Annotated in this window: 11 protein-coding genes, 1 other RNA gene and 1 pseudogene; 4 read left to right on the top strand and 9 right to left on the bottom strand. The window is 73.5% G+C overall.

Annotated features, from left to right (window positions below):
• Nucleotides 1–14: 14 nt before the first annotated feature.
• From ssrA to IE237_RS29660, 3 genes are all read right to left on the bottom strand, one after another.
• Nucleotides 15–408, bottom strand: a transfer-messenger RNA (tmRNA) gene (ssrA, locus tag IE237_RS29670).
• Between the two features lie 89 nt (nucleotides 409–497).
• The gene (smpB, locus tag IE237_RS29665) at nucleotides 498–1,037 is read right to left on the bottom strand and encodes an SsrA-binding protein SmpB (protein WP_229842970.1); all 540 of its coding nucleotides are present in this window, start codon (nucleotides 1,035–1,037) and stop codon (nucleotides 498–500) included.
• Between the two features lie 18 nt (nucleotides 1,038–1,055).
• Entirely contained in the window at nucleotides 1,056–2,231 is a 1,176-nt protein-coding gene (locus IE237_RS29660; protein ID WP_189805209.1) for a S41 family peptidase, read from the bottom strand.
• Between the two features lie 127 nt (nucleotides 2,232–2,358).
• On the opposite strand from IE237_RS29660, the pseudogene IE237_RS29655 reads away from it, so the two are divergent.
• Nucleotides 2,359–2,730: pseudogene (locus IE237_RS29655) on the top strand (zinc ribbon domain-containing protein); the annotation flags it as partial.
• 33 nt (nucleotides 2,731–2,763) lie between these two features.
• Here the strand turns inward: IE237_RS29655 and ftsX are convergent.
• Both ftsX and ftsE read right to left on the bottom strand, forming a co-directional pair.
• On the bottom strand, nucleotides 2,764–3,681 hold the full coding sequence (gene ftsX, locus IE237_RS29650) for a permease-like cell division protein FtsX (RefSeq protein ID WP_189805208.1): 918 nt from the start codon (nucleotides 3,679–3,681) through the stop codon (nucleotides 2,764–2,766).
• A 28-nt stretch (nucleotides 3,682–3,709) separates the two neighbouring features.
• Nucleotides 3,710–4,399: a cell division ATP-binding protein FtsE gene (gene ftsE, locus IE237_RS29645; protein WP_030692056.1), complete on the bottom strand. Its 690-nt coding sequence runs from the start codon at nucleotides 4,397–4,399 to the stop codon at nucleotides 3,710–3,712.
• 233 nt (nucleotides 4,400–4,632) lie between these two features.
• Between ftsE and IE237_RS29640 the strand changes: the two genes are divergently transcribed.
• Nucleotides 4,633–4,815 carry a hypothetical protein gene (locus IE237_RS29640; protein WP_189805207.1) on the top strand — a complete coding sequence of 61 codons (183 nt, stop codon included), beginning with the start codon at nucleotides 4,633–4,635 and terminating at the stop codon, nucleotides 4,813–4,815.
• 102 nt (nucleotides 4,816–4,917) lie between these two features.
• Here the strand turns inward: IE237_RS29640 and IE237_RS41545 are convergent, their stop codons facing one another.
• Nucleotides 4,918–5,118 carry an LPXTG cell wall anchor domain-containing protein gene (locus IE237_RS41545; protein ID WP_229885608.1) on the bottom strand — a complete coding sequence of 67 codons (201 nt, stop codon included), beginning with the start codon at nucleotides 5,116–5,118 and terminating at the stop codon, nucleotides 4,918–4,920.
• Between the two features lie 64 nt (nucleotides 5,119–5,182).
• On the opposite strand from IE237_RS41545, the gene IE237_RS41540 reads away from it, so the two are divergent.
• Entirely contained in the window at nucleotides 5,183–6,073 is an 891-nt protein-coding gene (locus IE237_RS41540) for a hypothetical protein (RefSeq protein WP_308433124.1), read from the top strand.
• Nucleotides 6,074–6,309: 236 nt separating this feature from the next.
• Here the strand turns inward: IE237_RS41540 and prfB are convergent, their stop codons facing one another.
• The 3 genes from prfB to IE237_RS29620 all read right to left on the bottom strand — a co-directional run bounded on the left by prfB (nucleotide 6,310) and on the right by IE237_RS29620 (nucleotide 10,563).
• A complete protein-coding gene (gene prfB / locus IE237_RS29630) occupies nucleotides 6,310–7,413 on the bottom strand; it encodes a peptide chain release factor 2 (RefSeq protein ID WP_189805205.1) in 1,104 nt (367 codons plus the stop codon).
• Nucleotides 7,414–7,489: 76 nt separating this feature from the next.
• On the bottom strand, nucleotides 7,490–8,728 hold the full coding sequence (locus IE237_RS29625) for a serine/threonine-protein kinase (RefSeq protein ID WP_189805204.1): 1,239 nt from the start codon (nucleotides 8,726–8,728) through the stop codon (nucleotides 7,490–7,492).
• 107 nt (nucleotides 8,729–8,835) lie between these two features.
• Nucleotides 8,836–10,563 (bottom strand): serine/threonine-protein kinase, encoded by a 1,728-nt coding sequence (locus IE237_RS29620; RefSeq protein WP_189805203.1) that lies wholly within the window; start codon nucleotides 10,561–10,563, stop codon nucleotides 8,836–8,838.
• Nucleotides 10,564–11,048: 485 nt separating this feature from the next.
• On the opposite strand from IE237_RS29620, the gene IE237_RS29615 reads away from it, so the two are divergent.
• On the top strand, nucleotides 11,049–15,026 hold the full coding sequence (locus IE237_RS29615; RefSeq protein WP_189805343.1) for an FHA domain-containing protein: 3,978 nt from the start codon (nucleotides 11,049–11,051) through the stop codon (nucleotides 15,024–15,026).
• Nucleotides 15,027–15,098 lie beyond the last annotated feature (72 nt).

Below are 15,098 nucleotides of genomic sequence, written 5' to 3'. Positions count from 1 at the left end.
TGCCCACATGGGATGAGTGGAGATGGCGGGAATCGAACCCGCGTCCAACGGTGCGGAATCAGGGCTTCTCCGTGTGCAGTCTGGTACGAGTTTCTCAGCCCTCCGGATCACCCAGACAAGTCCGGAACGGGCTCAGCCACTGTTTGATTTCCCTCCAACCCCCGTGACCGGGGCTGGAGGTTTAGATCCCTGAATGACGCCAGGATCCGGGTCGGGACCACCCCCGGGCTGACGCTCCTCACAGAGGCTTCTGTTCGTTACCTAAAATTAGGCAGCGAGGGCGAAGCGGGAGTTATCGCTCTTGGTGTTGGCGATTATTGGTTGCGACATATGGTTTACGAGATCATTGCCGCTTCCTCGACACGCTTCCCACTGCTTCGACATCCGCTGTCGAAACCGATCATCCCCATGTTGTTTTTTCAAAGGTCGCACCCTCTGCGGGGTGCAAGACCCATCGTACGTGACCGACGGGTGCCGTCGCCAGCGTATTACCGGCGCTAGGCGCTCTGCGCCGCCCGCTGCTTCCTCTTCGCCGCCGCGATCGCCCGGTTCGTCTCGCGCGTGTCCTGCTTCTCCCGCAGGGTCTGCCGCTTGTCGTACTCCTTCTTGCCCTTGGCGAGCGCGATCTCGCACTTCACCCGGCCGTTCAGGAAGTACAGCGCGAGGGGCACGATCGTGTGACCCGTCTCCTGCGACTTCGACTCCAGCTTGTCGATCTCGGCCCGGTGCAGCAGCAGCTTCCGCTTCCGCTTCGCGTGGTGGTTGGTCCAGCTGCCCTGCATGTACTCGGGCACGTGGATGTTGTGCAGCCACGCCTCGTGGCCGTCGATCTGCACGAAGCCGTCGACCAGCGAGGCACGGCCCATGCGCAGCGACTTCACCTCGGTGCCCATGAGCACCACACCGCACTCATAGGTGTCGATGATGTGGTAGTCGTGCCGCGCCTTCTTGTTCTGCGCGATGAGCTTGCGCTCCGGCGCCTTGTCCTGGTTCTTCTTGGCAGGCTTGCCCTGCACGTTCACGAGTCCCTTTGCCATAGTGCGGTCATTTTCGCACTACGAGCCCCCTCCGAGGCCACTCAATACCGTTCTCGCCCGCTCCTCGGCCTTCTCCCCCGCCGCCAGGTCCGGCGTGATGCCCCGGCCGTCCACGGCGTGCCCGGCGGGGGTGCGGTAGTGGCCGACGGTCAGCTCGGCGACGGAGCCGTCGGGCAGGGCGCTCGGCATCTGGACCGAGCCCTTGCCGAAGGTCCGCGAACCGACGGTGACCGCCCGGCCCCGGTCCTGCAGGGCTCCGGTGAGCAGTTCGGCCGCGCTCATCGTGCCCCCGTCGATCAGCGCCACCAGGGGCCTGCCGGTGTCGCCGCCGCCCTCCGCGTACACGGCCCGCTGCTCGCCCTCCACGTCGTACGTGGCGACGAGCCCGCCGTCGAGGAAGGCGGAGGCGGCGACGGCGGCCTCGGCGACCAGACCGCCCGCGTTGCCCCGCAGGTCCAGGAGGACCCCGGCGCCGGCCGGCGCGGCCCGTACCGCGTCACGCACGCGCGTGCCCGCGCCCTTGGTGAAGGCGGCCACCCGGATCAGCACGGCCCCGTCGTCCAGGCGGCGGACGGTCACCGGGTCCGTCGCCAGCCGGGCCCTGAGCAGGGTCTGCGTCCAGGCGGCCCGGCCGCGCTCGACCCGGAGCGCGACGGGCGAACCGGGGACACCGTCGCCCCGCAGCAGGGAGACGACCTCGGAGACGGAGAGCCCGTCGACCGGGCGCCCGTCGACGGAGACCAGCCGGTCGCCGGCCCGCAGACCGGCCCGCTCGGCGGGTCCCCCGGGCTGCACCCGCGTCACCCGCACCCCACTCGCCCCCGCCCGCCCGGCGGAGAGGCCGACACCGGTGTAGGCGCCGCCGAGGGCCTGCTCGAACTCGGCGTACTCCTTCTTGTCGTACACCGCGCCCCAGCGGTCGCCGCTGCGGCTGACGAACTCCTCGGCGGCCTTCTTGCCCGACTTGCCGTCGGCCATGGCCGCGGCGGCGGCCCGGCTGAGCGCGGCGCTGTCGACCGTCGCACCACCCGCCGCCCGCACCGGGGCCGGCCGCTCCGCCCCCGGGTCCTCCTGCCGGGGCAGCGAGCCCGTGGCGGCGGCGGTGGCGAGGACCCCGGTGAAGACCAACGTCAGAACGGCCCCGCGGACGACTCCACGGGGCCGGATACAGAAGGGTGCGGGCTTGGCCGGCATGGCGCCCACTCTAGGACAAGCGAAAGGCGACGCACGGACTTTGGCCAGAGGCCGTCATCAGTGGTCGACACCGGCATCTCCGCTCACTCGTTCGCGGGAACGTCAGAACTTCGAGTGAAGGTGCGAAGTCCGCGACCACGACGAGATCGCCGTGGAGGACTTCCGGCCGAAGTTCCTCGCCAAGACGACGATGGCCAGGAAAGCCGCTGACGCCGCCGTCGGCGCCACCAAGCGGGCCCTGATCGAGATGGGCCGCAAGCACGGCCGTACCGTGCACCTGGTCCACCCCGCGCACACCACGACGGACTGTGCGCAGTGCGGAGCGAGAGCCAAGCACGTACTGCCGCTGGGAGAGCGCGTCTACACCTGCACCGCGTGCGGAGCCTCGTCCCCGAGGGACAAGAACTCTGCACGCGTGATGCTCGTCCGGGCAGGTCTGAACCCGGCTGCTGCCGACGGCGGAAGACCCGGCGGGACGCAGTCCCGCCGGGCGGCCTGAGCCTGAAATCCCACTCCAAGGAGCGGGGAGCAGTCAAACCTTGAGGTACTTGCGCAGCGCGATGAAGGCGGCCACGGCGGGCATGAGCAGGCCGATGGCGATCACCAGCGGCAGCTTGGCGAGGACCGCGTCCCAGCCGATGAAGTTGACCAGCTGCATCTTCTCGGCGAGCGCGATGCCGTGGTCGATCAGGAAGTACCGGCCGACGAGCAGCAGCACACAGGCGACGGCGCCGCCGAGGAGGCCGGCGAAGGCGGCCTCCATGATGAACGGCATCTGGATGTAGAAGCTGGACGCGCCGACGAGCCGCATGATGCCGGTCTCGCGGCGGCGGCTGAAGGCCGAGACGCGGACCGTGTTGACGATCAGCATCAGCGCGATGACGAGCATCAGCCCCATGACGCCGAGGGCGGCGATGTTCATGCCGTTCATCAGGTCGAAGAGGTTCTGCAGGATGTTCCGCTGGTCCTGGACGGACTCGACGCCGACACGGCCGGCGAAGGCCGTGGCGACGACCTTGTACTTCTCCGGGTCCTTGAGCTTGACCCGGAACGACTCCTGCATCTGGTCCGGCGTCACCACGGAGGCGATGGCGGTGTCGCCGTACTGCTCCTTGTACCGCTTGAACGCCTCGTCGGCCGTCTCGTGCTGGACGGACTCGACGATGTCCATCTTCTTCAGATCGGCCTCGATCTGCTCCTTCTGCTGGCCGGTGACCGCGCCCTTGGCGCACTTGGCCGCCGTGGCCGCGTCCGCCTTGTTGCAGAGGAAGATGGAGACGTTGACCTTGTCGTACCAGTAGTCCTTCATCGTGCTGACCTGCTCGCGCATGAGCAGCGCGCCGCCGAAGAGGGCGAGCGAGAGGGCCACGGAGACGATGACGGCGAAGGTCATCGTGAGATTGCGCCGGAGACCGACGCCGATCTCGGAGAGCACGAACTGAGCGCGCATGGGTCTGCTTTCTCCTACTCGCTACAGCTCAGTGCTGGTATCCGTAGACGCCGCGCGCCTGGTCACGGACGAGGCGGCCCTTTTCGAGCTCGATGACGCGCTTGCGCATCTGGTCGACGATGTTCTGGTCGTGGGTCGCCATGACGACGGTGGTCCCTGTCCTGTTGATCCGGTCGAGCAGCTTCATGATGCCGACGGAGGTCTGCGGGTCGAGGTTGCCGGTGGGCTCGTCGGCGATCAGCAGCATCGGCCGGTTGACGAAGGCCCTGGCGATGGCGACGCGCTGCTGCTCACCGCCGGAGAGCTCGCCCGGCATCCGGTCCTCCTTGCCGCCGAGCCCGACCAGGTCGAGCACCTGCGGCACGGCCTTGCGGATCTCGCCGCGCGGCTTGCCGATGACCTCCTGGGCGAAGGCCACGTTCTCGGCGACGGTCTTGTTGGGCAGCAGGCGGAAGTCCTGGAAGACGGTGCCCAGCTGGCGCCGCATCTGCGGCACCTTCCAGTTGGAGAGCCGGGCCAGGTCCTTGCCGAGGACGTGCACCTGGCCCTGGCTGGCGCGCTCCTCACGCAGGAGCAGTCGCAGGAAAGTCGACTTTCCGGAGCCGGAGGAACCGACGAGGAAGACGAACTCCCCCTTCTCGATCTCCAGGGAGACATCCCGGAGCGCGGGGCGGCTCTGCTTCGGATAGGACTTGGAGACGTTGTCGAATCGGATCACGGATGCACCACGGTCGGCCGGGAGTAGGTGTGCGTGACCTTACGCGACCGGGGATGGCCCGCGCAGTCGCGGTCCTGGCTTGCGCCGTTTATCCTTTTCGCCCTCGCGGACGGAAGGCGGGCAATCCGGCGGGGCGCGCCGAAACGCCGCGGAGCTGGCACAGTGGTAGGGGGAACGTCCGGATCCCTCCGGACGTTGTCCGTGTGTATCCCAGTGCGGGAGGAGGAGAGCGCATGACCTACGACCGACTGGTGTGCGCCAACTGCGCGGCCCCGGTCGCCGAGGGCCGCTGCCCCGTCTGCCGCGCCAATCGGGAGCGACTGACCCCTCAGGGGCTGTCCCCCGCGATGCTGCTGACGCTGGCGATCGCGCTGCTGGCGGCGATCGCACTGCTTGCCGCCTTCCAGGCGGCCTGACCGGAGGGCGCGCGGAGCCCACACGAGCCGGAACCACGCGAAAGGGCCGGGGAGCGGACTCCCCGGCCCTTCGTCGTGCGTCTACGCGTCCGCGCGGGTGCGTCAGACGGCGGCGCGACCGCCACCGACGAGACGCGGCAGCATCCGGAAGCCGATGCCGCCGGCGATCATCGTCGCGGCACCGATGATCAGGAACGAGGTCTCGGCCGCACCGGTCTCGGCGAGCTCCTCCTTCGCCTCACCCTGCTGGACGGGCTGCGAGCCGGCCTGGTCGGTGTCGGTGTTGTTGTTGCCGGTGTCCACGCACTCGGCGCCGTCGAGGTCGACGGTGCAGGTGCCGGCGCCACCGTCGGTGGACGAGCCACCCGTGGTGGACGACGACGTCTGCTCGCCGGTCGAGGACGACGAGGACGAGGACTGCTCGCCCGTGGTCGACGACGATGACGAGGACGACGACTGCTCGCCGGTCGTCGACGACGAGGACGACTGCTCGCCCGTCGTCGACGACGAGGAGGACGACGACTGCTCGCCCGTCGTGGAGGACGAGGACGACTGCTCGCCCGTCGTCGACGACGAGGAGGACGACGAGGACTGCTCGCCCGTGGTCGACGACGAGGACGACTGCTCGCCCGTCGTCGAGGACGACGAGGACTGCTCGCCCGTCGTCGAGGAAGAGGACGACTGCTCGCCGGTCGTCGAGGACGACGAGGACTGCTCGCCCGTGGTCGACGACGAGGACGACTGCTCGCCCGTGGTCGAGGACGACGAGGACTGCTCGCCGGTCGTCGACGTCGACTGCTCGCCCGAGGTCGAGGTCGCGGAGGACTGCTCACCCGTGGTCGAGGTCGACTGCTCGCCCGTCGTCGAGGACGACGAGGTCTGCTCGCCGGCGGCGGCGGCGCCGCCGGAGGTCTGGCCGAGGCTCGTGTTGCCGGTGTCCTCGCCCTCCAGGGCGTCCTGGACACCGAGACCCGCGTCCTGGGTCTGGTTCGACTCTGTTCCGAATCCGCCGACGGCCTGCGCGGCACCGGCCGCCGTCAGGGACGCACCGGCGATGATCACGGCACTGGCCGCGACCCGCACCAGGCGGACTCGCGTCTTGTTGGTCATCTGGCTGCTACCCCCAGTAGCTCATCTCGTCATGGGGCAGCGCTCGGGGCCCCGCGCAGCAGGGGTGTGTCACGACTGGACCGGCCCCCGTTCACACGCGTCCCAGGAAAGCGCATGCCAGTACGCCACCCTTCCGAGTTTCCGATGAGGCGTCAAGGTCGTTGCGCGTGCGATGCCCGAAAGATCACCAGGTGACCGACATGCGACGATGCAACTGTGACGTAAACCCTGAACTCCGGGCCCGGTGAGGGCAGTTCCCTTGTCGACAAAGCGCCCCGACGGCCTCGCTTCCGCTTGCGCCAGCGAATACGCGGGAGGCGCCCCGGAACGGCACCGGGCCCCGCACCAAGAGGTGCGGGGCCCGGTGTCGTGCGACTGGGGGGACTACTTGTCCTGCTGCTTGCGCCAGCGGATGCCCGCCTCGAGGAAGCCGTCGATCTCGCCGTCCAGGACGGACTGCGGGTTGCCGACCTCGAACTCCGTACGGAGGTCCTTGACCATCTGGTACGGGTGGAGCACGTACGAACGCATCTGGTTGCCCCAGGAGCTGCCGCTGTCCTTGAGGGCGTCCATCTTGGCCCGCTCCTCCTGGCGCTGGCGCTCCAGGAGCTTGGCCTGGAGGACGTTCATGGCGCTCGCCTTGTTCTGGATCTGGGAGCGCTCGTTCTGGCAGGAGACGACGATGCCGGTCGGGAGGTGCGTGATGCGCACGGCCGAGTCGGTCGTGTTGACGCCCTGGCCGCCGGGGCCGGAGGCGCGGTAGACGTCGACGCGCAGCTCGGACTCGTCGATCTCGACGTGGTCCGAGGACTCGACGACCGGGAGGATCTCGACGCCGGCGAAGGACGTCTGGCGGCGGCCCTGGTTGTCGAAGGGCGAGATGCGGACGAGCCGGTGGGTGCCCTGCTCGACGGAGAGCGTGCCGTAGGCGTACGGGGCCTTCACCACGAAGGTGGTGGACTTGATGCCCGCCTCCTCCGCGTACGAGGTCTCGTAGATCTCCGTCGCGTAGCCGTGGCGCTCGGCCCAGCGCAGGTACATGCGCTGGAGCCGCTCGGCGAAGTCGGAGGCGTCGACGCCGCCGGCCTCGGCGCGGATGTTGACCAGGGCCTCGCGCTCGTCGTACTCGCCGGAGAGGAGGGTGCGGACCTCCATCTCGTCGAGGGCCTTGCGGACGGAGGTCAGCTCCGTCTCGGCCTCGGCGAGGGTGTCCGGGTCGTCCATCTCCTCGGCGAGCTCGAAGAGCACCGCGAGGTCGTCGATCCGGCCGCGCAGGGTCTCGGCCTTGCGGACCTCGGCCTGGAGGTGCGAAAGCTTGCTCGTGATCTTCTGCGCCGCCTCCGGGTCGTCCCACAGGGACGGGGCCGCGGCCTGCTCTTCGAGCACGGCGATGTCGGCCCTCAGCTTCTCGAGGTCCAGGACGGCCTCGATCGACCCCATGGTCGAGGAGAGGGACTTCAGCTCTTCGGATACATCGACGACTGCCACGCGTCCAGCGTAACGGCTCCGGGCAAGGAGCCGAACCTGTGGCGGAGGGTACGTCCGGGAGACCGGCGGCCGGGGCCTACGGCTGGGACGACTGCTTGGAGTCCTGCGGCGGGGCCTCCCCGTCCCCGGAGGCCGCCAGGTAGCCGCCCGCGCCCAGCGCGCCGACGACCACGACCGCCGCGACGGCGAGGGTGATCCGCCGCTTGCGGACCGCACCCGCCTTGTGGCGGGCCGAGCCGGGACGGCGGGCACCGGCGGGGCGCGGGGCACGGGCGGTGCCGAGGGGTCCGCCGGAGAGCTCGTCGGGGGCCGGGACCCGCATGGAGGTGTGGGTGTCGCGGTTGGAGTCGGCCGAGGCGCCGGGGACGAGCGGGACGGCGGCGCGGCGCGGGCCGGGCTCACCCGCGCCCGCGCCGGTGGCGTACGCGTCCTCCTCGTACGGCTCCGGGGCCGGCTCCGCGTCCGGCTCGTCGACGTCCAGCGGCGGGATGCCCTTGAGCAGCGGCAGGACGTCCCCCAGGCGGGCGGCGAGCTCGGAGGCGCGCAGCCGGGACGCGGGGGCCTTGGCGAGGCACTGGACGATCAGCTGCCAGAGCTCCTCGGGGATGCCGGGGAGCGGGACGACGGTCTCGGTGACGTGGCGGCGCAGGACCGCCCCGGGGTGGCCGCCGCCGAAGGGGGTGAAGCCGGCGAGCAGCTCGTACAGGACGGTCGCGAGGGCGTAGATGTCGACGGCGGCGCGCGGGGGGAGGCCCTCGACGATCTCGGGGGCGAGGTAGTCGGGGGTGCCGATGATCCGGGTGGCCTTGGTGCGGCCGGGGGTGTCGATCAGCTTGGCGACGCCGAAGTCGGTGAGGAGGGCGGGGTGGGCGCCGCCGGGGCCGAGCGGGCCCTCCATGTCGAGCAGGATGTTCTCCGGCTTGACGTCCCGGTGGACGACGCCGGCGGCGTGCGCGGCGGCGAGGGCCTCGGCGACGTCCTTGACGATCGCGACGGCGGCCTCGGGCGCGAGGCGGCGTTCCCGGTCGAGCCGGGTGCGCAGGTCGGTGCCGCGGACGAGGTCCATGACGAGGGCGAGGTCGGTGCCGTCGACGACGAGGTCGCGGACCTTGACCACCCGGGGGTGGTCGAGGCCGAGCAGGGCGGTCCGCTCCTGGACGAAGCGGCCGACGAGCTCCTGGTCCGAGGCCAGGTCCTCGCGCAGCAGTTTGACGGCGACGGGCCCCTCGGGTCCCTCGCCGAGCCACACCGTTCCGGCGCTGCCCCGCCCGAGGATCTGGTGGGCGGTGTAGCGGCTGCCGATGTTCCGTGCCAAGACTGCTCCCTCAGCGGCTGCGGTTCTCGACAAAGCTACGCGTCCACGGCCGCCGGTCTCGACCTCCGAGGGGAAATCACCCCTCGGAAGTCGACAAATCGGCAGTGTTACTGCCCCGTACCGCCGGTAGTACCCCCGGAACCGGTGGACTCGAAGATCGAGGAGAACCAGTCGGTGGCCGTCGAGATGCCGTCGCCGATGGCCTCCCAGTAGCCCTTGCCCTGGGCGACCCAGTCCTGGAGCGGGGTGAGCTCCCAGACGAGCCAGCCGGCGACCACGAACAGGATGATCATGATCAGGCAGCCCTTGAGGCAGCCGAGACCGGGGATCCGCACCGGGTTCGCGCTGCGCTGGCGCGGCGGGCGCGGCTCGCGCGGCGCCGGGGCCTGGGGCGGCGGCTGCGGCGGCGTGTACTGCTGCTGGGGCGGGGCGTACTGCTGCTGCGGCGGGGGCGGCGGGGGCGCGTACTGCTGCGGCTGCTGCTGGTACTGCTGGGGCGCGGGCCGCTGCGGCGCCGGGCGCTGCTGCTGGTACGGCTGGGGCGGCTGCTGGCCGTGCTGCTGCCCGTACGGACCGGGCTGCTGGGGCTGCTGCTGCGGCTGGCGCTGCGGGCGGCGGCGCAGCGGGTCGTCGCTCGGGTCCAGGTACTGCACCTGGGTCTGCTCGTTGCGGTCGCGGACCTGCCGCAGCTGGCTCTGCCAGGGGTGCGGCTCCTCGGCCGGGGGGTTCTGCGGCACGGGGGGCATGACGGCCGTCGGGTCGGCGGCGCCCGGGCCGCTGGTCGGCATGACGCTGGTCGCGGCGGCGGGGTCGTACTGCGGGGGCATCCCGGCGCCGGCCGCGGCCGCACCGGTGGGCAGCACCTGGGTCGGGTCGGCGGCGCCCGGGGCCGGGGCCTCCGGGGTCTGCGGGACGGGCGCGGGCGCCGGGTCCGGGGCGAGGAGCGCCCCGACGCCGTCCGCCGCCTCGATCTGGGCGGGCGTGGCGTGCACGCCGATGCCGGCGGCGACCGCGCGCAGGCCCCGGGCGAGGTTCACGGCGCTCGGCCGCCGGTCCGGGTCCTTGCTGAGGCAGCGCTCTATGACCGTCCACAGCGGTCCGGGCACGGTCGAGGGACGGCGCGGCTCCTCGCTGAGGTGCCGGTGGAGGACCTCCAGGGCGGTGCCGCCCGCGAACGGGGGCCGGCCGGTGACCAGCTCGTAGAGGAGGATGCCGGCGCCGTAGATGTCGACGGCGGAGGTCTGCGGGCGGCCCTCGGCGGACTCCGGCGCCACGTACGCGGGCGTGCCCACGAACTCGTGGGTGCGGGTGAGGCCCGGGGAGTCCGCGAGGCGCGCGATGCCGAAGTCCGTCAGCATCGGGTGCATCTGGCCGCCCTGCTCGGCGAGCAGGACGTTCGCCGGCTTGAGGTCGCGGTGGACGACGCCGTCCGCGTGGCTGGCGGCGAGCGCGTCGGCGATCTGGGCGGTCAGGAGGGCGGCGGCGACCGGGGTGAGCGGGCCGCTCTCCCTGATGTACCGGTGCAGGTCGGGGCCCTCGACGAGGTCCATGACGAGGGCGAGGACATCGCCCTCGACGACCAGGTCGCGGGTGCGCACGATGTTGGGATGGGTCAGCCGGAGCAGCACGGACCGCTCGCGCAGGAAGCGCATCACGATGTCCGCGTCGTTGGCCAGCTCCTCCTTGAGGACCTTGATCGCGACGGTCTCGCCGGGCTGGCCGGGCACGGCCGCCTCGGCGCCCGCCGTCTCCCGCTGGCGGGCTCGCCAGACGGTGCCCGTGGCGCCGCGGCCGAGCGGCTCCTCGAGCAGGTACTTGCTGCCGATAGGCCGCACGTCACGCGCTCCCTGCTGATCGTGGTCCTGGGGTGGTTCCCGATGTGTCCCCGGGGTCCTTGTCCTCTGTTGTGACCCGTCCGGGTGTCCGACCCACTTTAGTGCCGCCGAACGTGTCACAGACCGGTCGTCCACAGGCCGGTTCCGATGCCGTGTCCGCGTCTTGCCGGGGGCCGGAACCGAACGGAACTTGTCCGGAAGAAGACGCTCCACGGCGGGCGGCGGTTGCCACGCATGCTCCGAAGGCATGCCCAACCGGGCTATTTCTCGTCCACGGCCGACCATTCAAGATCACTTGTGGCCGACCCGCGGGCGTGTTGTCGGTGGCAGGTGCGAGGATGCCTACAGCACGTCGCATCGACGGGGTCGGGAGCCCCCGCGCCGTGCCGACCTGTACCGGGCGACGCGTCCGTGCCGGGTGGGGGGAGACACAGGGCGGTTCCCCCCTGCCGGGCCATCTCGCGCAGAAGGGACCGCTGACGGCGATGCAGATCCGGCTGACCGTCCTCGCGCCGTACGCCGGCCACGGCGCCGGGCGCGCCTGCGACGTGCTTGTCACGGCCCCCGCCGGGACGGCCCTCGCCGCCGTGGCCTCGAACCTCGCCGCCTCCGTCACCGGCCCCGAGACCTCCGCCTCGGGCACGACCGTGCTCTACGCGGGCGCGGAGCGGCTCGACGGCCGGCGCTGCGTGCTCGGCGAACCCCCGCTGGTCGACGGCGCGGTCCTCTCCCTCCAGGTCCCCGGACCGGACGACCGGGCCGACGAGACGGCCACCGCCCGGCTGCACGTGGTGGCGGGCCCGGACGCGGGCGGAGTGCACCTGCTGCACGGCGGAGCGATCAGAATCGGCCGTTCCGTCGACGCCGACGTACCGCTCGACGACCCGGACGTCTCCCGCTCCCACTGCACGGTGACCGTCGGCGAGGACGGCCGGGTCACGGTCGCCGACCGCGGCTCGACGAACGGGACGACGCTCGACGGCACGCCCGTCGGCGACCGCCCGGTGCCGCTCCGCCCGGGCGCGCTGCTGCGCCTCGGCGAGTCCGCCCTCCGTCTGACGGGCCCCGGCGGTGCCCCCGGCGGCACGGACGCGGTGGCGACGGCCCCGGACGGCGAGGGCCACCTGCGGGTCGCGCACGGGACGGACCGGCCGGCCCGGACCGACCCCGTGGGACCGGCGGGACCGGCGGACGGCAGCACCCACGGCGGGGCGCGCGGCATCGCCCTCGGCGAGGTCTACGACGGAGGCCACGCGCACGCGAGGGACCCGCACGACGAGCACTCCGCCCGGGACGGCGGCGAGCAGCACGCGCGGACCCGGCAGACCGACCGGACCCACGGCCGGGGGGACTCGCCCACGCCTCCCGCCGCCTCCGCGCGCGGCGGCGGCAAGCGCGGGCTCGGCGCCTGGGCCCGGCGGCTCGCGGGCGGCCGCGAGGACCTGCCCGCCGCCGGCCTCCACGCCTCCCCCGCCTCCTCCCCGGACACGCACGCCGGCGTCCGGCCCGGCCCCGGCACGCGGGACGGCGCCCCCGGCCCCGTACCGGCCCCCGACACCTGGCCCGACCCGGCCACCGTCCTGCTCACCGCGCTCGGCCCGGGCCCCCGGCTCTGGGAGCGGGGCGAGGACCACCCCGAGTCCCTGGTGGTCCGGCTCGGCACGACGGACCGCGCCGAACTCTCCGGCGTTCCGGTCACCGTCGGACTGCGCGAGGCCGGTTCCCTCGGTCTCGCCGGCCCCGGCGACCGGCTCACCGGGCTCGCGCGCTCGGTCGTGGCCCAGCTCGCCGCCCTGCACTCCCCCTCCGACCTGGAGATCGTGCTCATCAGCGCCGACCGGAACCGCTCCCTGGAGGAGCGGCGCCGCGCCTGGGGCTGGCTCGGCTGGCTCCCGCACGTCCGGCCGGCCCACGGCCAGGACTGCCGGCTGCTCCTGGCGTACGACCGCGAGCAGGCCCAGGCACGTACGGCCGAGCTGACCCGGCGGCTCGACGACGGCCCGCTCGGCCCCGGCTGGCCCAGCGCCGACCGCGCGTCCGTCGCCGAGGCCGCGGCCCGCCACGAGGGGCCGACGACGGTCGTGATCGTCGACGGCGACCCCGGATCGGCGGCGCTGCGCGAGACGGTCGCCCGGCTCGCGGGCGTCGGCGCGGCGGCCGGCATCCACCTCCTGTGCCTCGCCGAGGCTCCCTCCGCGACCCCGGACTCCCCGGTGGCCGCCACGTACGAGGCCGCGTGCGCGGCGTCGCTCGCCTTCCGCGAGTGCGGGGCCGCCGCGCTCCTCAGCGGTGACGTGGCGACCGCCCTGCGGCTGCTGCGGACGTCCGGCGGGCGGCTCGCGGGCCACGGCACCGTCGGCGTCGTCGACGCGGTCTCCGTCGCCTGGGCCGAGCGGTTCGGCCGGGCCCTCGCCCCGCTCCGTCCGGAGACCGCGGCGGCCCCGCACGGCCGGGCCGCCGCCCTGCCCCCCTCCGCCCGCCTGCTCGACGAGCTCGGGCTCGCCCGGGCCACCCCCGCCTCCCTGATGGCCCGCTGGGCCTCCGCCGGGGACGGCACGGCCGTCCTGGGCGCGGGCCCGCGCGGCCCGCTGGCCGTCGACCTCACCAAGGAGGGCCCGCACCTGCTGATCGAGGGCCCCGCGGGCAGCGGCCGCACGGAGCTCCTCCGCTCGATCGCCGCCTCCCTCGCGGCCGGCGGCCGCCCGGACCGCCTCGGCCTGCTCCTCGTGGACGGCGCGGGCGGCGAGCGCGGCGACGGTCTCGCGGTCTGTACGGAGCTGCCGCACGTCACCGAGCACCTGGTCGCCTCGGACCCGGTGCGGATGCGGGAGTTCGCGCAGGCGCTCGGCGCGGAGCTGAAGCGCAGGGCGGAGCTCCTGGGTGACGGGCACTTCGCCGACCGCCGGGGAGCGGCGCGCGCCGCCGACCGGCTGATCGGGCAGCGCGCCCCGAGCGCGGCGGAGTCCGTGCCCCAGGGCGCCCGCGCGACCGTCCGCGTCCCCGACACCGACCTCGCGGGCCGCCCGAGCGGGCGCACGCTGCGCACCGGCGACGGCACGATCGGCGCGCTCCCGAGCAGCCGCAGCGGCCGCACGCAGGACGGCACCCTGGGCGACCGCCCGAGCGGCCGGGTCCCGTACCCGGGCGCGGACGACGTCACCGGCCGGTCCAGCGGACGTGTCCCCCACCCGGGTACGGGAGAGGCCGGCGGTCGCCCGAGCAGCCGAACCCTCCGCACGGGCGACGGCGACCTCACGGACCACCCGAGCGGCCGAGTCGCCCGCGCCTCCCGCACGGGCGCGGACGACGTGACGGGCCGCACCAGCGGGCGTGTCCCCTACCCCGGCGCGGACGACATCACCGGCCGATCGAGCGGCCGGGTCCCGCACCCGGGCGCGGACGACGTGACGGGCCGGTCCAGTGGCCGCGTCCCGTACCCCGGCGCCGACGACGTCACCGGCCGGACCAGCGGCCGCGTCCCGTACCCGAGCGCCGGCGATGTCACCGACCGCCCGAGCGGGCGCGTCCCCCGGGCCGGGGACGGGGTGCTCGACGAGCGGTCCGGTGCGCGGGCGCGGTCCGGCGGGGACGCCTTCCTGGGCGACACGCCCAGTGGGCGGCTGCCGCGGCGGGACGGCGGGGCCCTCGACGACCGCCCGAGCAGCCGCACCCTCCGTACGGGCGACGGCGACCTCACCGGCGGGCGCGTCCCGTACCCGGGCGCGGACGACGTCACCGGCCGGTCGAGCGGCCGGGTCCCGCACCCGGGCGCCGGTGATGTCACCGACCGCCCGAGCGGGCGCGTCCCGTACCCCGGCGCCGACGACGTCACCGGCCGGACCGGCGGGCGCGGCGGCGACGACACCGGCGGGCGGATTCCGCGGCCCGCGTCGGGCGAGCAGGCTCCCGCGAGGGCGGCGGGGGCCGGGCATCTGCCGCGGCTCGTCGTCCTCGTCGACGACTTCGACGCCCTGGTCGCCCCCGCGCTCGGCGCCCCCGGCCGGCCGGCCGCCGGGTCCGTCGTGCGGGCCCTGGAGGCCGTCGCGCGGAACGGCGAGCGGCTCGGGGTGCACCTCGTCGCGACCTCGTCGCGCCCGGACCGTACCGCCGACACGGAGCTGGCCCACGGGGCCCGGCTGCGGATCGTGCTCGACGCGCCCCCGGTGGCGGCGGGCCCGGACGTGCCGGCGGCCGGGCGGGGCCGCCTCGGGCATCCGGACGGCCGGGTGACGCCCTTCCAGGCGGGCCGGGTCACGGGCCGGATCCCCCGGACGGCGACGCTCCGCCCGACGGTCGTCCCGCTGGAGTGGGAGCGGATGGGCGACCCGCCCACCCGTCGCCCGGTCCGTGAGCTGGGCAACGGACCGACGGACCTGGCTCTGCTTGCGAGCGCGCTGGACCGGGCCGCGCGCTCGGTCGAGGCGACTCCCGTGCCCCCGCTCACCCCGGCCGCGCGCGGCTGACGGCACGTCACGAGGGCGTCACGATCGCCCGCTTGACACGGGAGGCGGTATTGCGGGGCTCCGTGGCCCGGC

Origin of the sequence: Streptomyces tanashiensis (assembly GCF_014648895.1) — a bacterium.
Classification (GTDB): domain Bacteria; phylum Actinomycetota; class Actinomycetes; order Streptomycetales; family Streptomycetaceae; genus Streptomyces; species Streptomyces tanashiensis.
This window is presented reverse-complemented; position numbering and strand designations above follow the sequence as displayed.